The organism is Agrobacterium tumefaciens (genome assembly GCF_017726655.1).
Taxonomy (GTDB): domain Bacteria; phylum Pseudomonadota; class Alphaproteobacteria; order Rhizobiales; family Rhizobiaceae; genus Agrobacterium; species Agrobacterium tumefaciens_B.
In genome coordinates, this window is the sequence record NZ_CP072308.1 from 2,309,349 (window position 1) to 2,322,477 (window position 13,129).

Consider the following 13,129-nt stretch of genomic DNA (forward strand, 5'->3'; position numbering starts at 1 on the left):
GATGACCCCCTTTCTTCGTATTCTCGGCATAGAGACAAGCTGTGACGAAACCGCTGCATCCGTTGTGGTTCGGCACGCTGATGGGCGTGGCGAGATCGTCTCCGACGTCGTTTTGTCGCAGCTTGAGGAACACAGCGCCTATGGCGGCGTCGTGCCTGAAATCGCGGCGCGCGCCCATGTCGAGGCGCTTGACGCCCTCATCGAAGAGGCGCTGGAAAAAGCGGGAGTCACACTCGCCGATGTCGATGCCATCGCCGCCACCTCCGGTCCCGGTCTGATCGGTGGCCTGTTGGTTGGGTTGATGACGGGCAAGGCGATTGCCAAGGCGGCAGGCAAGCCGCTCTACGCCATCAACCATCTGGAGGGGCATGCGCTGACGGCGCGGCTGACTGACGGTCTTTCTTTCCCTTACCTGATGCTCCTGGTCTCCGGTGGCCACACACAACTGGTACTGGTGCGGGGCGTGGGCGACTATGAGCGCTGGGGCACCACCATCGATGACGCGCTCGGGGAAGCCTTCGACAAAACCGCAAAACTCCTGGGGCTACCCTATCCGGGCGGGCCTGCGGTTGAAAAGGCGGCCGCGAAAGGCGACCCGAACCGCTTTCCGCTACCGCGTCCCATGGTCGGCGAAACACGTCTCGATTTCTCATTCTCCGGTTTGAAGACGGCGGTGAGGCAGGCGGCGACGGCTATCGCACCGCTTTCAGAACAGGATATCGCCGATATATGCGCGTCCTTCCAGAAGGCTGTCTCACGCACTTTGAAAGACCGGATCGGCCGAGGTCTCCTGCGGTTCAAACAGGAGTTTCCGCAGCTCGAGACGATGCCTGCGCTCGTTGTGGCTGGCGGCGTCGCGGCGAATACCGAAATCCGCCAGACCTTGCAGTCGCTGTGCGATAGCAACGGCTTCCGCTTCATCGCGCCGCCCCACCGGCTGTGCACGGACAATGCCGCGATGATCGCCTGGGCTGGGCTTGAGCGAATGGCTGATGGTCGAGACGCTGATCCGCTGGAAATCGCGCCACGCTCGCGCTGGCCGCTTGATGGCCGCGCGGAAACATTGATCGGTTTCGGCAAAAGGGGAGCCAAGGCGTGATGCAGCGCGAAAAAATCGTCATCATAGGTGCCGGGGCCTTCGGAACCGCTCTCGCCGTCGTCATCGCTCTGGAGAACCGGCACGATGTGACCCTGCTTGGCCGAGACCCGTCACTGATGGCTGACCTGACCAGCGACCGCGTGCACGATGCGGCGCTGCCAGGCGTCGAGCTGCCGGACACGCTTCAATTTTCCGCCGAGCCGGATGTCCTCTCCGATGCCGGCATCGTGCTTTTCGCCATGCCTTCCCAATCTCACGCGGATGCGGCCCGTCATTACGGCCCCTATCTGGCTGATCAGTCGCTTATTGTCACCTGCGCCAAGGGCATCGACCGCAGTTCTGGTCGCCTGTTGACGGCATTGCTCGAAGCGGAATTGCCGCATCATCCTATTGGCGTGCTTTCGGGTCCGGGCTTTGCTGCTGATATTGCCCGCGGCCTGCCGACGGCCATGGCAATTGCAGCTGATGACGCCGCGATCGCGGAACGGCTGGCAACATCGATTTCCGGCCGGACCTTTCGGCTTTATGCCTCGACCGACCGTATCGGCGTGCAACTGGGCGGGGCGCTGAAGAACGTGCTTGCCATTGCCGCTGGCATTGTCGAAGGGGCGGGCCTTGGCGATTCTGCCCGCGCGGCGCTGATTTCGCGTGGGCTCGCGGAAATGTCGCGGCTGGTCGTTGCGATGGGCGGCAAGGCGGATACGGTGCGCGGGCTCTCGGGTTTGGGCGATCTGGTTCTGACCGCGACGAGCCATCAGTCCCGTAATCTTCGCTTCGGGATCGCCCTGGGCGAGGGCAAGGGCAAGGATATGTCCGGCGGGCTGGTCGAGGGCGCTTATGCGGCAGCCGTCGCTGCCCGGCTTGCACATCAGTACGGTGTCGAGATGCCCGTCACCGAAGCCGTGGCTGCCATTATCGACGGCAATCTCGATGTGGCGAGCGCCATGCAACAATTGATGACGCGGCCCATCACCACCGAGTGAGCGTGGGGCGGTCGCCTAGGATTCACGCATGTTACGCTCCCGAAACGCCAATCGCTTTGGGAAACATGCTCTAGCAAGGAGACGAAAATGCTGTTTGCCTTTATCTGCAAGGACAAGCCCGGCCATCTGAACGTGCGCATGGAGACCCGCCCGGCGCATCTGGAGCATCTGAACAAACTCAATGCGGAAGGCACCCTGAAGATTGCCGGCCCGTTTCTGGATGCCGAAGGAAAGCCGAATGGCAGCCTCGTCATCGTGGAGGCGGCCGATATCGAGGCGGCGAAGGCGCTCGCCGATGCCGATCCCTATGCCAAGGCCGGCCTGTTCGAGAGCGTTGATGTAAAGCCCTATAACTGGGTCTTCAATAATCCGGGAGCGTGATCTGGCATGGCGAATTATTGGCTTTACAAGTCCGAGCCGTTCAAATGGTCCTGGGAAATGCAGAAGGCCAAGGGCGAGGCCGGTGAAGAATGGACCGGTGTGCGCAATTATCAGGCCCGCAACAACATGCGCGCCATGAAGATTGGCGACAAAGGCTTCTTTTATCATTCCAATGAAGGGCTGGATGTCGTCGGCATCGTCGAAGTCTGCGCGCTGTCGCACCCGGACTCAACGGCCGAAGGCGACCCGAAGTGGGACTGCGTGGATATTCGCGCCGTGTGCGACATGCCGCAGCCGGTGTCCCTCAAGGATGTCAAAGCCAATCCGAAACTGGCGCAGATGTCCCTGGTCACCTCAATGCGGCTCTCCGTCCAGCCGGTTACGGAAGAGGAATATCTTGAGGTCTGCCGCATGGGCGGGCTGAACAACCCTCCGAAATCCCCGGATTGACGCCTCGGTGAGGACCGATCCCGAACGCTTCATCCTCGACAATACCGGCATCATGCATCCCCCGCATGTGCCGGAACTCTCCCTTCATCTCGCCACCGAAGCGCACGACCTCTGGCTGAAGACGGAGGAGGAGCTGGAAGAGATCGGTCTGCCGCCGCCCTTCTGGGCCTTTGCCTGGGCAGGCGGGCAGGGGCTTGCCCGGTATGTGCTCGATCATCCTGAATGCGTGAGCGGCAGGCGTGTAGTGGATTTTGCCAGCGGCTCCGGGCTGGTTGCCATTGCGGCTGCGAAGGCCGGTGCGGCGACGGTGCTTGCCGCCGATATAGATCCGTGGACGGAAACAGCTGTTCGGATGAATGCAGGGCTGAACGGCGTTGATATCGGCTTTACGGGTGCCGATCTGATCGGTCGCCGCATCGAGGCCGATGTTCTGCTGGCGGGAGATGTCTTCTATGACCGGACCTTCGCCGATCTTCTCGTGCCCTGGTTCGTCGAGCTCACAGAAGCGGGCGTCAGCGTTATCGTCGGCGACCCGGGCAGGGCCTACCTGCCGAAACAGCGGCTTGAGGCGCTTGCCACCTATCAGGTGGCCGTCAGCCGCGCCCTTGAGGACAGCGAAGTGAAGAAGACGACGGTGTGGCGTTTCATTTGATCAGGGCCTGATGACGCAGACGCCGTGTTCGTAGGCGCAGGCATCCCGCGCGGTTTCAGCGCTGATGGTCATGATCTTTGCCTTGGGCGCCAACAAAGAGCGGTAGCCGTCTGTGGCGATCTGCCGGGATATCCCGCTGCCGACCGCGAAATAATTGCCATTGCCTCTGACCCTCAGGGCGGAAATGCCTCCGACGTAAGTGCCGCCGGGGAGCGTGGAGGGGAGGCCATCGGTCGAAAAACTTACCTGCGACTGACGATATGTAGTATAGTTCCGGCTATGAAAATCGCCTGCCGCGGCGGGTTGCAGGGAGACTGAAATCCCGCCTGCGACCATCATGATCAGGGCGACGATTTGATGCTGTAACATGAGCTTCATGCTCCGGATTTACACGTTAACAATTGGTAAATTACACCTTTTCGGAATTACGTAAAGGTAAATATTTTCGGGGTGTAAATCTTGGAAATGTTGGATTTTTTATTTTGACACAAAAAAATGCTAAAAAAGTGAACGCACCAATCGATTAAATTCGAAACGGCCATGAAATATGCTTGTGGTGACGCGCCCATGTGATTAAACGTCGCGGTTGGTGCAATGCACATTCCTTCGTCATGTGCTGTTGCTTGGGGGCGCCCTTCGGGCGCACGGGAAAACGCCGCGAGGTTCTGATGGCGAATGTGACAAATAACCGGCCTCTGTCGCCGCATCTTCAAATTTACAAGCCGATTCCGACGATGGTGGCCTCCATCATCCACCGTGTCACCGGCGGTGCGCTGTATTTCGGCACGCTCCTTGTTGCCTGGTGGCTGATCGCGCTTGCGTCCGGTCCCGCCTATTACGACTGGGTGAGCTGGGCGATGGGCACGATCATCGGCAAGATCATCCTGATCGGTTATACATGGGCGCTGGTCCACCACATGATCGGCGGCCTGCGCCACTTGATGTGGGACCTCGGGCACGGCTTCGAGAAGCACTTCACCACCAAGCTGGCGAAGGCCTCCTTCGTGGCGTCGATCTGTCTGACCGCGCTGATCTGGATCATCGTCCTGATCGTGCGCTGAGGAGATACTTTATGGATATGCGTACACCTCTCGGTAAGGTTCGCGGTCTCGGCTCCGCCAAGGAAGGCACCGACCATTTCTGGCGCCAGCGCCTGACGGCTGTTTCGAACATTCCGCTGTTGACCTTTTTTGTTGTCTTCCTGATCAAATATGCCGGCGCGCCCTATCCGGAAGTTGTCGCGGCACTCTCCAATCCGCTTGTCGCGGTGATCATGGCTCTGGTGCTGGTTTCCGGCCTCATCCACATGAAGCTCGGCATGCAGGTGATCATCGAAGACTATATTCACGCCGAAGTTTCGAAACTCGTTCTTCTGATGCTGAATACATTTTTCGCGATCCTCATCGGTGGCCTGTCGATCTTCGCCATCCTGAAAATCGCATTCGTAGGATAAGTTCGCCATGGCTTCGATCAGTTCACCTTCCCAGAATGGCAAGGCCTATACCTATGTCGATCACTCCTATGACGTGATCGTCGTGGGCGCCGGTGGTGCCGGTCTGCGCGCCACGCTCGGCATGGCCGAGCAGGGTTTCAAGACCGCCTGCATCACCAAGGTTTTCCCGACACGCTCCCATACGGTCGCGGCACAGGGCGGTATTGCCGCATCGCTCACCAATATGACGCCCGACTGTTGGCAGTGGCACCTTTACGACACCGTGAAGGGCTCCGACTGGCTCGGTGATGTTGACGCGATGCAATATCTCGCCATGGAAGCGCCGAAGGCGGTCTATGAGCTCGAGCATTACGGCGTGCCCTTCTCGCGTAACGAAGAAGGTAAGATCTACCAGCGCCCGTTCGGTGGCCACATGCAGAATTATGGCGAAGGTCCGCCGGTGCAGCGCACCTGTGCCGCCGCCGACCGTACCGGCCACGCCATTCTGCACACGCTTTATGGCCAGTCGCTGCGCAACAATGCGGAATTCTTCATCGAATATTTCGCGCTCGACCTCATCATGGCGCCGGATGGCCGCTGCACCGGCGTCGTTGCCTGGAACCTCGATGACGGCACCATTCACCGCTTCGCCGCCAAGATGGTGGTGCTGGCGACTGGTGGTTACGGCCGCGCCTATTTCTCGGCGACGTCTGCCCACACCTGCACCGGCGACGGTGGCGGCATGATCGCCCGTGCGGGACTGCCGCTTCAGGACATGGAATTTGTGCAGTTCCATCCAACCGGCATTTATGGCGCAGGCTGCCTCATTACCGAAGGCGCGCGCGGCGAAGGCGGTTATCTCGTCAACTCCGAAGGCGAGCGCTTCATGGAGCGTTATGCGCCTTCCGCGAAGGACCTTGCCTCCCGTGACGTTGTCTCCCGCTGCATGACGATGGAAATCCGTGAAGGCCGCGGCGTCGGCAAGAACAAGGACCACATCTTCCTGCATCTCGATCACCTCGATCCGGCGATCCTGCATGAGCGTCTTCCGGGCATTTCCGAAAGCGCGAAGATTTTTGCAGGCGTCGACGTGACGCGCGAGCCGATCCCGGTTCTGCCGACGGTTCACTACAATATGGGCGGCATTCCCACGAACTACTGGGGTGAAGTGCTGAACGCCAATGCTGACAATCCCGAGCGTATCGCGCCCGGCCTGATGGCGGTAGGCGAAGCCGGTTGCGCCTCGGTTCACGGCGCTAACCGCCTCGGCTCCAACTCGCTGATCGACCTCGTGGTCTTCGGTCGTGCCGCCGCCATTCGTGCCGCCCAGGTCATCAATCGTGACGAGGCGATTCCCGCTCTCGATACGGCTGCCTGCGACAGGATCATGGAGCGCTTCGACAGCCTGCGTTACGCCAACGGCTCGACGCCGACGGCGGTGCTGCGCGACAAGATGCAGCGCGCCATGCAGGACGACGCGGCCGTGTTCCGCACCCAGGAATCGCTCGAAAGCGGCTGCCGCCGTTTGTCCGCGATCTGGAAGGAACTGCCCGACGTCAAGGTCACCGACCGCTCGATGGTCTGGAATTCCGATCTGGTCGAAACCCTCGAGCTGCATAACCTCATGGCCAATGCCATCACCACGGTCTACGGCGCGGAAGCGCGTAAGGAAAGCCGCGGTTCGCATGCCCGCGAGGATTTCGTCGACGGTCCGTTCGGCGGTCGCGACGATGTGAACTGGCGTAAGCATACGCTTGCCTGGGTTAACCCGGAAGGCGACGTAACGCTCGATTATCGTCCGGTTCACACCGACCTCATCGCCGACGGCATCGATCCGAAAAAGATCGAGCCGAAGGCGCGCGTCTACTGATTTGAGGAACTGGATATGGTTGAACTCGCTCTCCCCAAGAATTCCCAGATCAACGAAGGCAAGGTCTGGCCGAAGCCTGATGGCGCCAAGAATGTGCGCGAATACCGCATCTATCGCTGGAACCCGGATGACGGCCAGAACCCGCGTATCGACACCTTTTACATCGATGTCGATGATTGCGGGCCGATGGTTCTCGATGCGCTTCTCTACATCAAGAATAATATCGACCCGACGCTGACGCTGCGCCGTTCCTGCCGCGAAGGCATTTGTGGTTCCTGCGCGATGAATATCGACGGTACCAATACGCTCGCCTGCACCAAGGGCATGGAGGAGATCAACGGCACGGTGAAGGTTTATCCGCTGCCGCATATGCCTGTCGTGAAGGACCTTGTTCCCGACCTGTCGAACTTCTACGCCCAGCACCGGTCGATCGAACCCTGGCTGAAGACGGTTTCGCCGACGCCGGCCAAGGAATGGAAGCAGAGCCATGAGGACCGCCTGAAGCTGGACGGTCTTTATGAGTGCATTCTCTGCGCCTGCTGCTCCACCTCCTGTCCCAGCTACTGGTGGAATGGCGACCGTTACCTCGGTCCCGCCGTTCTGCTGCAGGCCTATCGCTGGCTGATCGACAGTCGCGATGAGGCGACGGGCGAGCGTCTCGACAATCTCGAGGATCCGTTCCGTCTTTATCGCTGCCACACCATCATGAACTGCGCGCAGGCTTGCCCGAAGGGCTTGAACCCGGCCAAGGCGATCGCGGAAATCAAGAAGATGATGGTCGAACGCCGCGTCTGAAGGCGGATGCCCGAGGCCAGAAATCTAGCGGGCCGCGGTCTCGACCGCGGCCCTTTTTTCAACCCGGCGTGGGAAAATTCGGTAAAAATTGACCGAAATGGTAATTATCCCGGCCATCGCTTGCGCAAGATAAGGCTTTGGTAATAATTCAGCCTTCTTGTTTGATCATCGTCTTTCCTGAAGCGAGAGAATCGGGAGCTTGATATGCAATTCAGATATGTGGTGACGGGCCTTGCCGTTGTGATGGGCCTTGCCGGTTGCCAACGTACCTCCTACGATTACAACAACAACGCCAGCAACAATCCAGGCTATACGCCACCCTTGCAGGCGCAGCCGGTGCCCTCCGTTCAGTCTGGCGCCCTGCCGCCACCCGGCGGCGCGAATGGTGGCCAGTTCCCGTCGGCACCTGCCTCGGCAGCCCCTGGCGGCACCAATGTCGCGTCCGCCGCACCTCCGGCAACTGCCCTCGACGTCACGAAGGAATCCATGGTCGGCAACTGGCGCGTCTCCAATGGCGGCGCCAATTGCGACATGTTCCTGACGCTCACCAACCTCGGTGGCGGTTCGCGTGGCGGCACGCGTGGTTGCTCCGGCGAGCTGACGGCGATGGGGTCTTGGGAAGTGTCCGGCAAGATGGTCGTCTTCAAGAACCGCTCGGGTGACACGATCGGCCGCGTCTACAAGAGCGCCGATGCGCGCTTTGACGGCACGACCAATAGCGGCCAGCCACTCAGCCTCAGCCGATGAGCATGTCCGGTGTGGCCGGAATGTTCATTTTGCTCTAAGCCATTCCATTCGTCGCGGGTGCCTCGTTGCGCCCGCGATCGAGGTGCTTTTCCATGAAGCCATTGCCTGATTATAATCATAGTGTCGTTGAACAGCTCAACGCATTGACGGCAGCTGGCACCCTGCAGGCTGATGCCGCACAGCTTGGCGTCGCGGCCCATCTCGACAGAATTCTCGCCGATCTGAAGGCCCGCAAGCCCGCCAAGAAAAAGAGCGCCCTTGGCTGGATGTTCGCCCGCAAGTCCGGCCCGGCAACGACGGTCAAGGGATTGTATGTCTATGGCAGCGTCGGCCGCGGCAAAACCATGCTGATGGACATGTTCTACGAGATGGCGCCCGTCTCTTCCAAGCGGCGTTGCCATTTTCATGAGTTCATGGCCGACGTGCATAATCGCGTGCATGCGCACCGGCAGAAGCTGAAAAATGGTGAAACCAAGCAGGCCGATCCCATTCCGCCCGTTGCTGCCCAGCTTCTGGCGGAGGCGGAACTCCTGTGCTTCGACGAATTTTCCGTCACTGATATCGCCGACGCAATGATCCTTGCGCGGCTGTTCACCGAATTGTTCGCTCATGGCTGTACATTGGTAACAACCTCAAACGTCGTGCCTGACAATCTTTACAAGGACGGCCTCAATCGCGGCCTGTTCTTGCCCTTTGTTGATCTGCTGAAGAAATATGTTGACGTGGTGACGCTGGACAGCCCAACCGATTATCGGATGGAGAAGCTGGAGAGCCTGCCGGTCTACGTGACTCCGCTCGATGGCGCAGCGGATCAGGCCATGGACATGGCCTGGCGGCATATGACTGGCGGCCATCTCGTCGCTCCAACTGAAATCCCCATGAAGGGCCGCTCCATTCTCGTGCCGCGCGCCAGCGGCCGGGTCGCCCGTTTTTCCTTTTCCGATCTCTGTGAAAAGCCGCTGGGAGCTTCCGACTTCCTTGCCATCGCCAACAGGTTCGATACGATCTTCATAGACCACATTCCGTTGCTGAATGCCGACAAGCGCAACGAAACCAAGCGCTTTATCATCCTCATCGATGCGCTCTATGATCATAGCGTCAGGCTTTTCGCCTCTGCCGCTGCCATGCCGGAAGATCTCCTTGGAAAGCGCAAGGGTACGGAGGGTTTTGAGTTCGATCGCACAGCGTCGCGGCTTTTTGAGATGCGTAGCGCCGATTATCTAGCACTACCTCAAGAAAAACGGCAGAAAGTTTGACACTTTCGTGACGCATTGTCTTACGTTTACGTAAGAAAATAATGATCTAAACGATTGAAAACACTGAGCGGAAAAGAATCTGTTGCCTATTTTGGTCAATGGGTCTAATCGGAGTGCGACAATTTGGCTGCCGGTTTGGCGCGGTGAAATTGAATTGAAGCTCAAGAGGAAGCATTCGATGGCTCGCAAAAAGATTGCACTTATTGGTTCTGGCATGATCGGCGGCACGCTGGCGCATCTCGCCAGCCTGAAGGAACTGGGCGATATCGTCCTCTTCGATATTGCTGACGGCATCCCACAGGGCAAGGGCCTGGATATTGCCCAGTCGGGCCCGGTTGAAGGCTTCAATGCAAAGCTCACCGGCGCTTCCGATTATGCTGCCATCGAAGGCGCTGACGTCTGCATCGTGACCGCCGGCGTTGCCCGCAAGCCCGGCATGAGCCGCGACGATCTTCTCGGCATCAACCTCAAGGTCATGGAGCAGGTCGGCGCCGGCATCAAAAAATATGCGCCGAACGCTTTCGTCATCTGCATCACCAACCCGCTCGACGCCATGGTCTGGGCGCTGCAGAAATTCTCCGGCCTGCCGAAGAACAAGGTCGTCGGCATGGCCGGCGTTCTCGACAGCGCGCGCTTCCGCCTCTTCCTTGCTGAAGAATTCAATGTTTCGGTGGAAGACGTCACTGCCTTCGTTCTCGGCGGTCACGGCGACACCATGGTGCCGCTTGCCCGTTACTCCACCGTTGCCGGCGTTCCGCTGACCGACCTGGTCAAGATGGGCTGGCTGACGGCCGAGCGTCTCGAGCAGATCATCCAGCGCACCCGTGACGGCGGCGCCGAAATCGTCGGCCTCTTGAAGACCGGCTCGGCCTATTATGCGCCAGCTGCCTCGGCAATCGAAATGGCTGAATCCTATCTCAAGGACAAGAAGCGCGTCCTGCCAGCCGCTGCCCACCTGTCGGGCCAGTATGGCGTGGACGACATGTATGTCGGCGTTCCCACCATCATTGGTGCAGGCGGTATCGAGCGCATCATCGAGATCGAACTAAACAAGGAAGAAGAAGCCGCCTTCCAGAAATCCGTCGGTGCCGTCGCCGGGCTTTGCGAAGCCTGCGTCAACATCGCTCCGTCGCTGAAGTAATAGCCTCAAGCGGCTCCAAACAGGGATTATTCCATGAATATTCACGAATATCAGGCCAAGGCTCTTCTGAAGGGCTACGGCGCGCCGGTTGCAGAAGGCGTTGCCATTCTCAAGGTCGAAGAAGCCGAAGCTGCTGCAAAGCAGCTTCCCGGCCCGCTCTACGTCGTCAAGAGCCAGATCCATGCTGGTGGTCGCGGCAAGGGCAAGTTCAAGGAACTCGGCCCGGATGCCAAGGGCGGCGTTCGTCTGGCGAAGTCGATCGAAGAGGTCGTTTCCCACGCCAAGGACATGCTCGGCAACACGCTGGTAACGGCGCAGACGGGCGATGCCGGCAAGCAGGTTAACCGCCTCTACATCGAAGACGGCGCCGACATTGCCCGCGAACTCTATTGCTCGCTGCTGGTAGACCGTTCGGTCGGCCAGGTGGCTTTCGTGGTTTCCACCGAAGGCGGCATGGATATCGAAGCTGTCGCCCACGACACGCCCGAGAAGATCCACACCATCGCCATCAACCCTGAAAAGGGTGTTTCCGATGCCGACGTTGCTGCGATCTCCAAGGCGCTCGAGCTTGACGGCGTTGCAGCCGAAGATGCCAAGTCGCTCTTCCCGATCCTCTACAAGGCCTTCAGCGAAAAGGACATGGCTCTCCTCGAGATCAACCCGTTGATCGTCATGGAAAACGGCCATCTGCGCGTTCTCGACGCCAAGGTTTCCTTCGACGGCAACGCCATGTTCCGCCATGACGACGTCAAGGCGCTGCGCGACGAGACCGAAGAAGACGCCAAGGAAATCGAAGCCTCCAAGTGGGACCTCGCTTACGTGGCCCTCGACGGCAACATTGGCTGCATGGTCAACGGCGCTGGCCTTGCCATGGCGACCATGGACATCATCAAGCTTTACGGCAAGGAGCCGGCTAACTTCTGCGACGTCGGCGGTGGCGCCGGCAAGGAGAAGGTTGCGGCAGCTTTCAAGATCATCACGGCCGACCCGAAGGTCGAGGGCATCCTCGTCAATATCTTCGGCGGCATCATGAAGTGCGACGTTATCGCCGAAGGTGTTATCGCCGCGGTGAAGGAAGTCGGCTTGCAGGTTCCGCTCGTTGTTCGCCTCGAAGGCACCAACGTCGAGCTCGGCAAGAAGCTTCTGAACGAATCGGGCCTTGCGATTACGGCTGCTGACGATCTGGACGACGCAGCCAAGAAGATCGTCGCGGCGATCAACGGCTAATTGAGGGACCGGAAATAATGTCTATTCTCGTTAATAAAGACACCAAGATCCTCGTTCAGGGTCTGACCGGCAAGACCGGTACCTTCCACACCGAGCAGGCACTTGCCTATTACGGCACGCAGATGGTCGGTGGTATTCATCCGAAGAAGGGTGGCGAAACCTGGACCGGTGCCAAGGGCGAAAGCCTGCCGATTTTCGCAACGGTTGCCGAAGCCAAGGAAAAGACCGGTGCGGACGCATCCGTGATCTATGTTCCGCCGGCAGGTGCAGCAGACGCGATCATCGAAGCCATCGATGCGGAAATTCCGTTCATCACCTGCATCACCGAAGGCATCCCGGTCATGGACATGGTGCGCGTCAAGGCTCGCCTCGACCGTTCGAAGTCTCGCCTGCTCGGCCCGAACTGCCCCGGCATCCTGACGCCGGAAGAATGCAAGATCGGCATCATGCCGGGCTCCATCTTCCGCAAGGGTTCGGTCGGTATCGTTTCGCGCTCCGGCACGCTGACCTATGAAGCCGTGTTCCAGACATCCAACGAAGGCCTCGGCCAGACGACGGCTGTCGGCATCGGCGGCGACCCGGTCAAGGGCACCGAGTTCATCGACGTCCTGGAAATGTTCCTCGCTGACGACGCCACGCAGTCGATCATCATGATCGGCGAAATCGGCGGTTCGGCGGAAGAAGACGCGGCACAGTTCCTGATCGACGAAGCCAAGAAGGGCCGCAAGAAGCCGATGGCTGGCTTCATCGCGGGCCGTACGGCTCCGAAGGGCCGCACCATGGGTCACGCCGGCGCTGTCGTTTCCGGCGGCAAGGGCGATGCGGAATCCAAGATCGCTGCCATGGAAGCAGCGGGCATCAAGGTATCGCCTTCTCCGGCGCGCCTCGGCAAGACGCTGGTTGAAGTCCTCAAGGGCTGAGACCACATGAAACGGTGACGGGCGGCGCGGCTTCAAGCTCGCGCTGCCCGATGTCGCAAGAACGACAGACAGACGGCATACCGCCCCGGCGGCAGACAGCAATAATCAAAGCGGCAGGCCGGTCGAACGGCCCTAACGGCATCGAGGAGGCGGACGGAAAAGTCCGCAAGAACACA

The 13,129-nt window shown here is 59.5% G+C and carries 15 protein-coding genes; 14 read left to right on the forward strand and 1 reads right to left on the reverse strand.

Going from position 1 to position 13,129, the window contains the following annotated elements; all coding sequences use genetic code 11:
- Window position 1 precedes the first annotated feature (1 nt).
- The 5 genes from tsaD (at window position 2) to AT6N2_RS11370 (ending at window position 3,565) form a co-directional block, all read left to right on the forward strand.
- Entirely contained in the window at window positions 2–1,099 is a 1,098-nt protein-coding gene (gene tsaD, locus AT6N2_RS11350) for a tRNA (adenosine(37)-N6)-threonylcarbamoyltransferase complex transferase subunit TsaD (protein WP_209086895.1), read from the forward strand.
- Window positions 1,099–2,082 (forward strand): NAD(P)H-dependent glycerol-3-phosphate dehydrogenase, encoded by a 984-nt coding sequence (locus AT6N2_RS11355; protein ID WP_209086897.1) that lies wholly within the window; start codon window positions 1,099–1,101, stop codon window positions 2,080–2,082. The genes tsaD and AT6N2_RS11355 overlap by 1 nt, the downstream gene beginning before the upstream one ends.
- Before the next feature lie 87 nt (window positions 2,083–2,169).
- Window positions 2,170–2,463, forward strand: a complete 294-nt coding sequence (locus AT6N2_RS11360; RefSeq protein ID WP_006310800.1) for a YciI-like protein — start codon at window positions 2,170–2,172, stop codon at window positions 2,461–2,463.
- Window positions 2,464–2,469: 6 nt separating this feature from the next.
- Window positions 2,470–2,913 carry an EVE domain-containing protein gene (locus tag AT6N2_RS11365; protein ID WP_063951401.1) on the forward strand — a complete coding sequence of 148 codons (444 nt, stop codon included), beginning with the start codon at window positions 2,470–2,472 and terminating at the stop codon, window positions 2,911–2,913.
- 7 nt (window positions 2,914–2,920) lie between these two features.
- A complete protein-coding gene (locus AT6N2_RS11370; RefSeq protein ID WP_144578179.1) occupies window positions 2,921–3,565 on the forward strand; it encodes a class I SAM-dependent methyltransferase in 645 nt (214 codons plus the stop codon).
- On the opposite strand, the gene AT6N2_RS11375 is transcribed toward AT6N2_RS11370, so the two are convergent.
- Window positions 3,566–3,934, reverse strand: coding sequence for a hypothetical protein (locus tag AT6N2_RS11375; RefSeq protein ID WP_209086899.1), 369 nt, complete (start codon window positions 3,932–3,934; stop codon window positions 3,566–3,568). It lies immediately after the preceding gene.
- A 299-nt stretch (window positions 3,935–4,233) separates the two neighbouring features.
- On the opposite strand from AT6N2_RS11375, the gene sdhC reads away from it, so the two are divergent.
- From sdhC to sucD, 9 genes are all read left to right on the forward strand, one after another.
- Window positions 4,234–4,626, forward strand: a complete 393-nt coding sequence (gene sdhC / locus AT6N2_RS11380) for a succinate dehydrogenase, cytochrome b556 subunit (RefSeq protein ID WP_063948317.1) — start codon at window positions 4,234–4,236, stop codon at window positions 4,624–4,626.
- Between the two features lie 11 nt (window positions 4,627–4,637).
- Entirely contained in the window at window positions 4,638–5,018 is a 381-nt protein-coding gene (gene sdhD / locus AT6N2_RS11385; protein ID WP_113382040.1) for a succinate dehydrogenase, hydrophobic membrane anchor protein, read from the forward strand.
- A 7-nt stretch (window positions 5,019–5,025) separates the two neighbouring features.
- On the forward strand, window positions 5,026–6,867 hold the full coding sequence (gene sdhA / locus AT6N2_RS11390; RefSeq protein WP_063948320.1) for a succinate dehydrogenase flavoprotein subunit: 1,842 nt from the start codon (window positions 5,026–5,028) through the stop codon (window positions 6,865–6,867).
- A 15-nt stretch (window positions 6,868–6,882) separates the two neighbouring features.
- Complete coding sequence (locus AT6N2_RS11395) at window positions 6,883–7,662, forward strand: succinate dehydrogenase iron-sulfur subunit (protein ID WP_144578174.1); 780 nt, start codon at window positions 6,883–6,885, stop codon at window positions 7,660–7,662.
- A gap of 204 nt (window positions 7,663–7,866) precedes the next feature.
- Entirely contained in the window at window positions 7,867–8,409 is a 543-nt protein-coding gene (locus tag AT6N2_RS11400) for a protease inhibitor Inh/omp19 family protein (protein WP_063948324.1), read from the forward strand.
- Between the two features lie 92 nt (window positions 8,410–8,501).
- Window positions 8,502–9,665 (forward strand): cell division protein ZapE, encoded by a 1,164-nt coding sequence (gene zapE, locus AT6N2_RS11405; RefSeq protein ID WP_209086901.1) that lies wholly within the window; start codon window positions 8,502–8,504, stop codon window positions 9,663–9,665.
- A gap of 178 nt (window positions 9,666–9,843) precedes the next feature.
- Window positions 9,844–10,806, forward strand: a complete 963-nt coding sequence (gene mdh / locus AT6N2_RS11410) for a malate dehydrogenase (RefSeq protein WP_003523512.1) — start codon at window positions 9,844–9,846, stop codon at window positions 10,804–10,806.
- A gap of 33 nt (window positions 10,807–10,839) precedes the next feature.
- A complete protein-coding gene (sucC, locus tag AT6N2_RS11415; protein WP_004443803.1) occupies window positions 10,840–12,033 on the forward strand; it encodes an ADP-forming succinate--CoA ligase subunit beta in 1,194 nt (397 codons plus the stop codon).
- 17 nt (window positions 12,034–12,050) lie between these two features.
- Window positions 12,051–12,953 (forward strand): succinate--CoA ligase subunit alpha, encoded by a 903-nt coding sequence (gene sucD / locus AT6N2_RS11420; protein ID WP_209086903.1) that lies wholly within the window; start codon window positions 12,051–12,053, stop codon window positions 12,951–12,953.
- Window positions 12,954–13,129: the final 176 nt, after the last annotated feature.

Excerpts from the sequence above, each read along its gene's own strand:
- AT6N2_RS11395 (WP_144578174.1), top strand. The coding sequence starts at position 6,883 with ATGGTTGAACTCGCTCTCCCCAAGAATTCCCAGATCAACGAAGGCAAG.
- AT6N2_RS11355 (WP_209086897.1), top strand. The coding sequence starts at position 1,099 with ATGCAGCGCGAAAAAATCGTCATCATAGGTGCCGGGGCCTTCGGAACC.
- AT6N2_RS11375 (WP_209086899.1), bottom strand. The coding sequence starts at position 3,934 with ATGTTACAGCATCAAATCGTCGCCCTGATCATGATGGTCGCAGGCGGG.
- tsaD (WP_209086895.1), top strand. The coding sequence starts at position 2 with ATGACCCCCTTTCTTCGTATTCTCGGCATAGAGACAAGCTGTGACGAA.
- sdhC (WP_063948317.1), top strand. The coding sequence starts at position 4,234 with ATGGCGAATGTGACAAATAACCGGCCTCTGTCGCCGCATCTTCAAATT.
- sucD (WP_209086903.1), top strand. The coding sequence starts at position 12,051 with ATGTCTATTCTCGTTAATAAAGACACCAAGATCCTCGTTCAGGGTCTG.
- sdhD (WP_113382040.1), top strand. The coding sequence starts at position 4,638 with ATGGATATGCGTACACCTCTCGGTAAGGTTCGCGGTCTCGGCTCCGCC.
- zapE (WP_209086901.1), top strand. The coding sequence starts at position 8,502 with ATGAAGCCATTGCCTGATTATAATCATAGTGTCGTTGAACAGCTCAAC.
- sucC (WP_004443803.1), top strand. The coding sequence starts at position 10,840 with ATGAATATTCACGAATATCAGGCCAAGGCTCTTCTGAAGGGCTACGGC.
- AT6N2_RS11400 (WP_063948324.1), top strand. The coding sequence starts at position 7,867 with ATGCAATTCAGATATGTGGTGACGGGCCTTGCCGTTGTGATGGGCCTT.
- sdhA (WP_063948320.1), top strand. The coding sequence starts at position 5,026 with ATGGCTTCGATCAGTTCACCTTCCCAGAATGGCAAGGCCTATACCTAT.
- AT6N2_RS11365 (WP_063951401.1), top strand. The coding sequence starts at position 2,470 with ATGGCGAATTATTGGCTTTACAAGTCCGAGCCGTTCAAATGGTCCTGG.
- AT6N2_RS11360 (WP_006310800.1), top strand. The coding sequence starts at position 2,170 with ATGCTGTTTGCCTTTATCTGCAAGGACAAGCCCGGCCATCTGAACGTG.
- mdh (WP_003523512.1), top strand. The coding sequence starts at position 9,844 with ATGGCTCGCAAAAAGATTGCACTTATTGGTTCTGGCATGATCGGCGGC.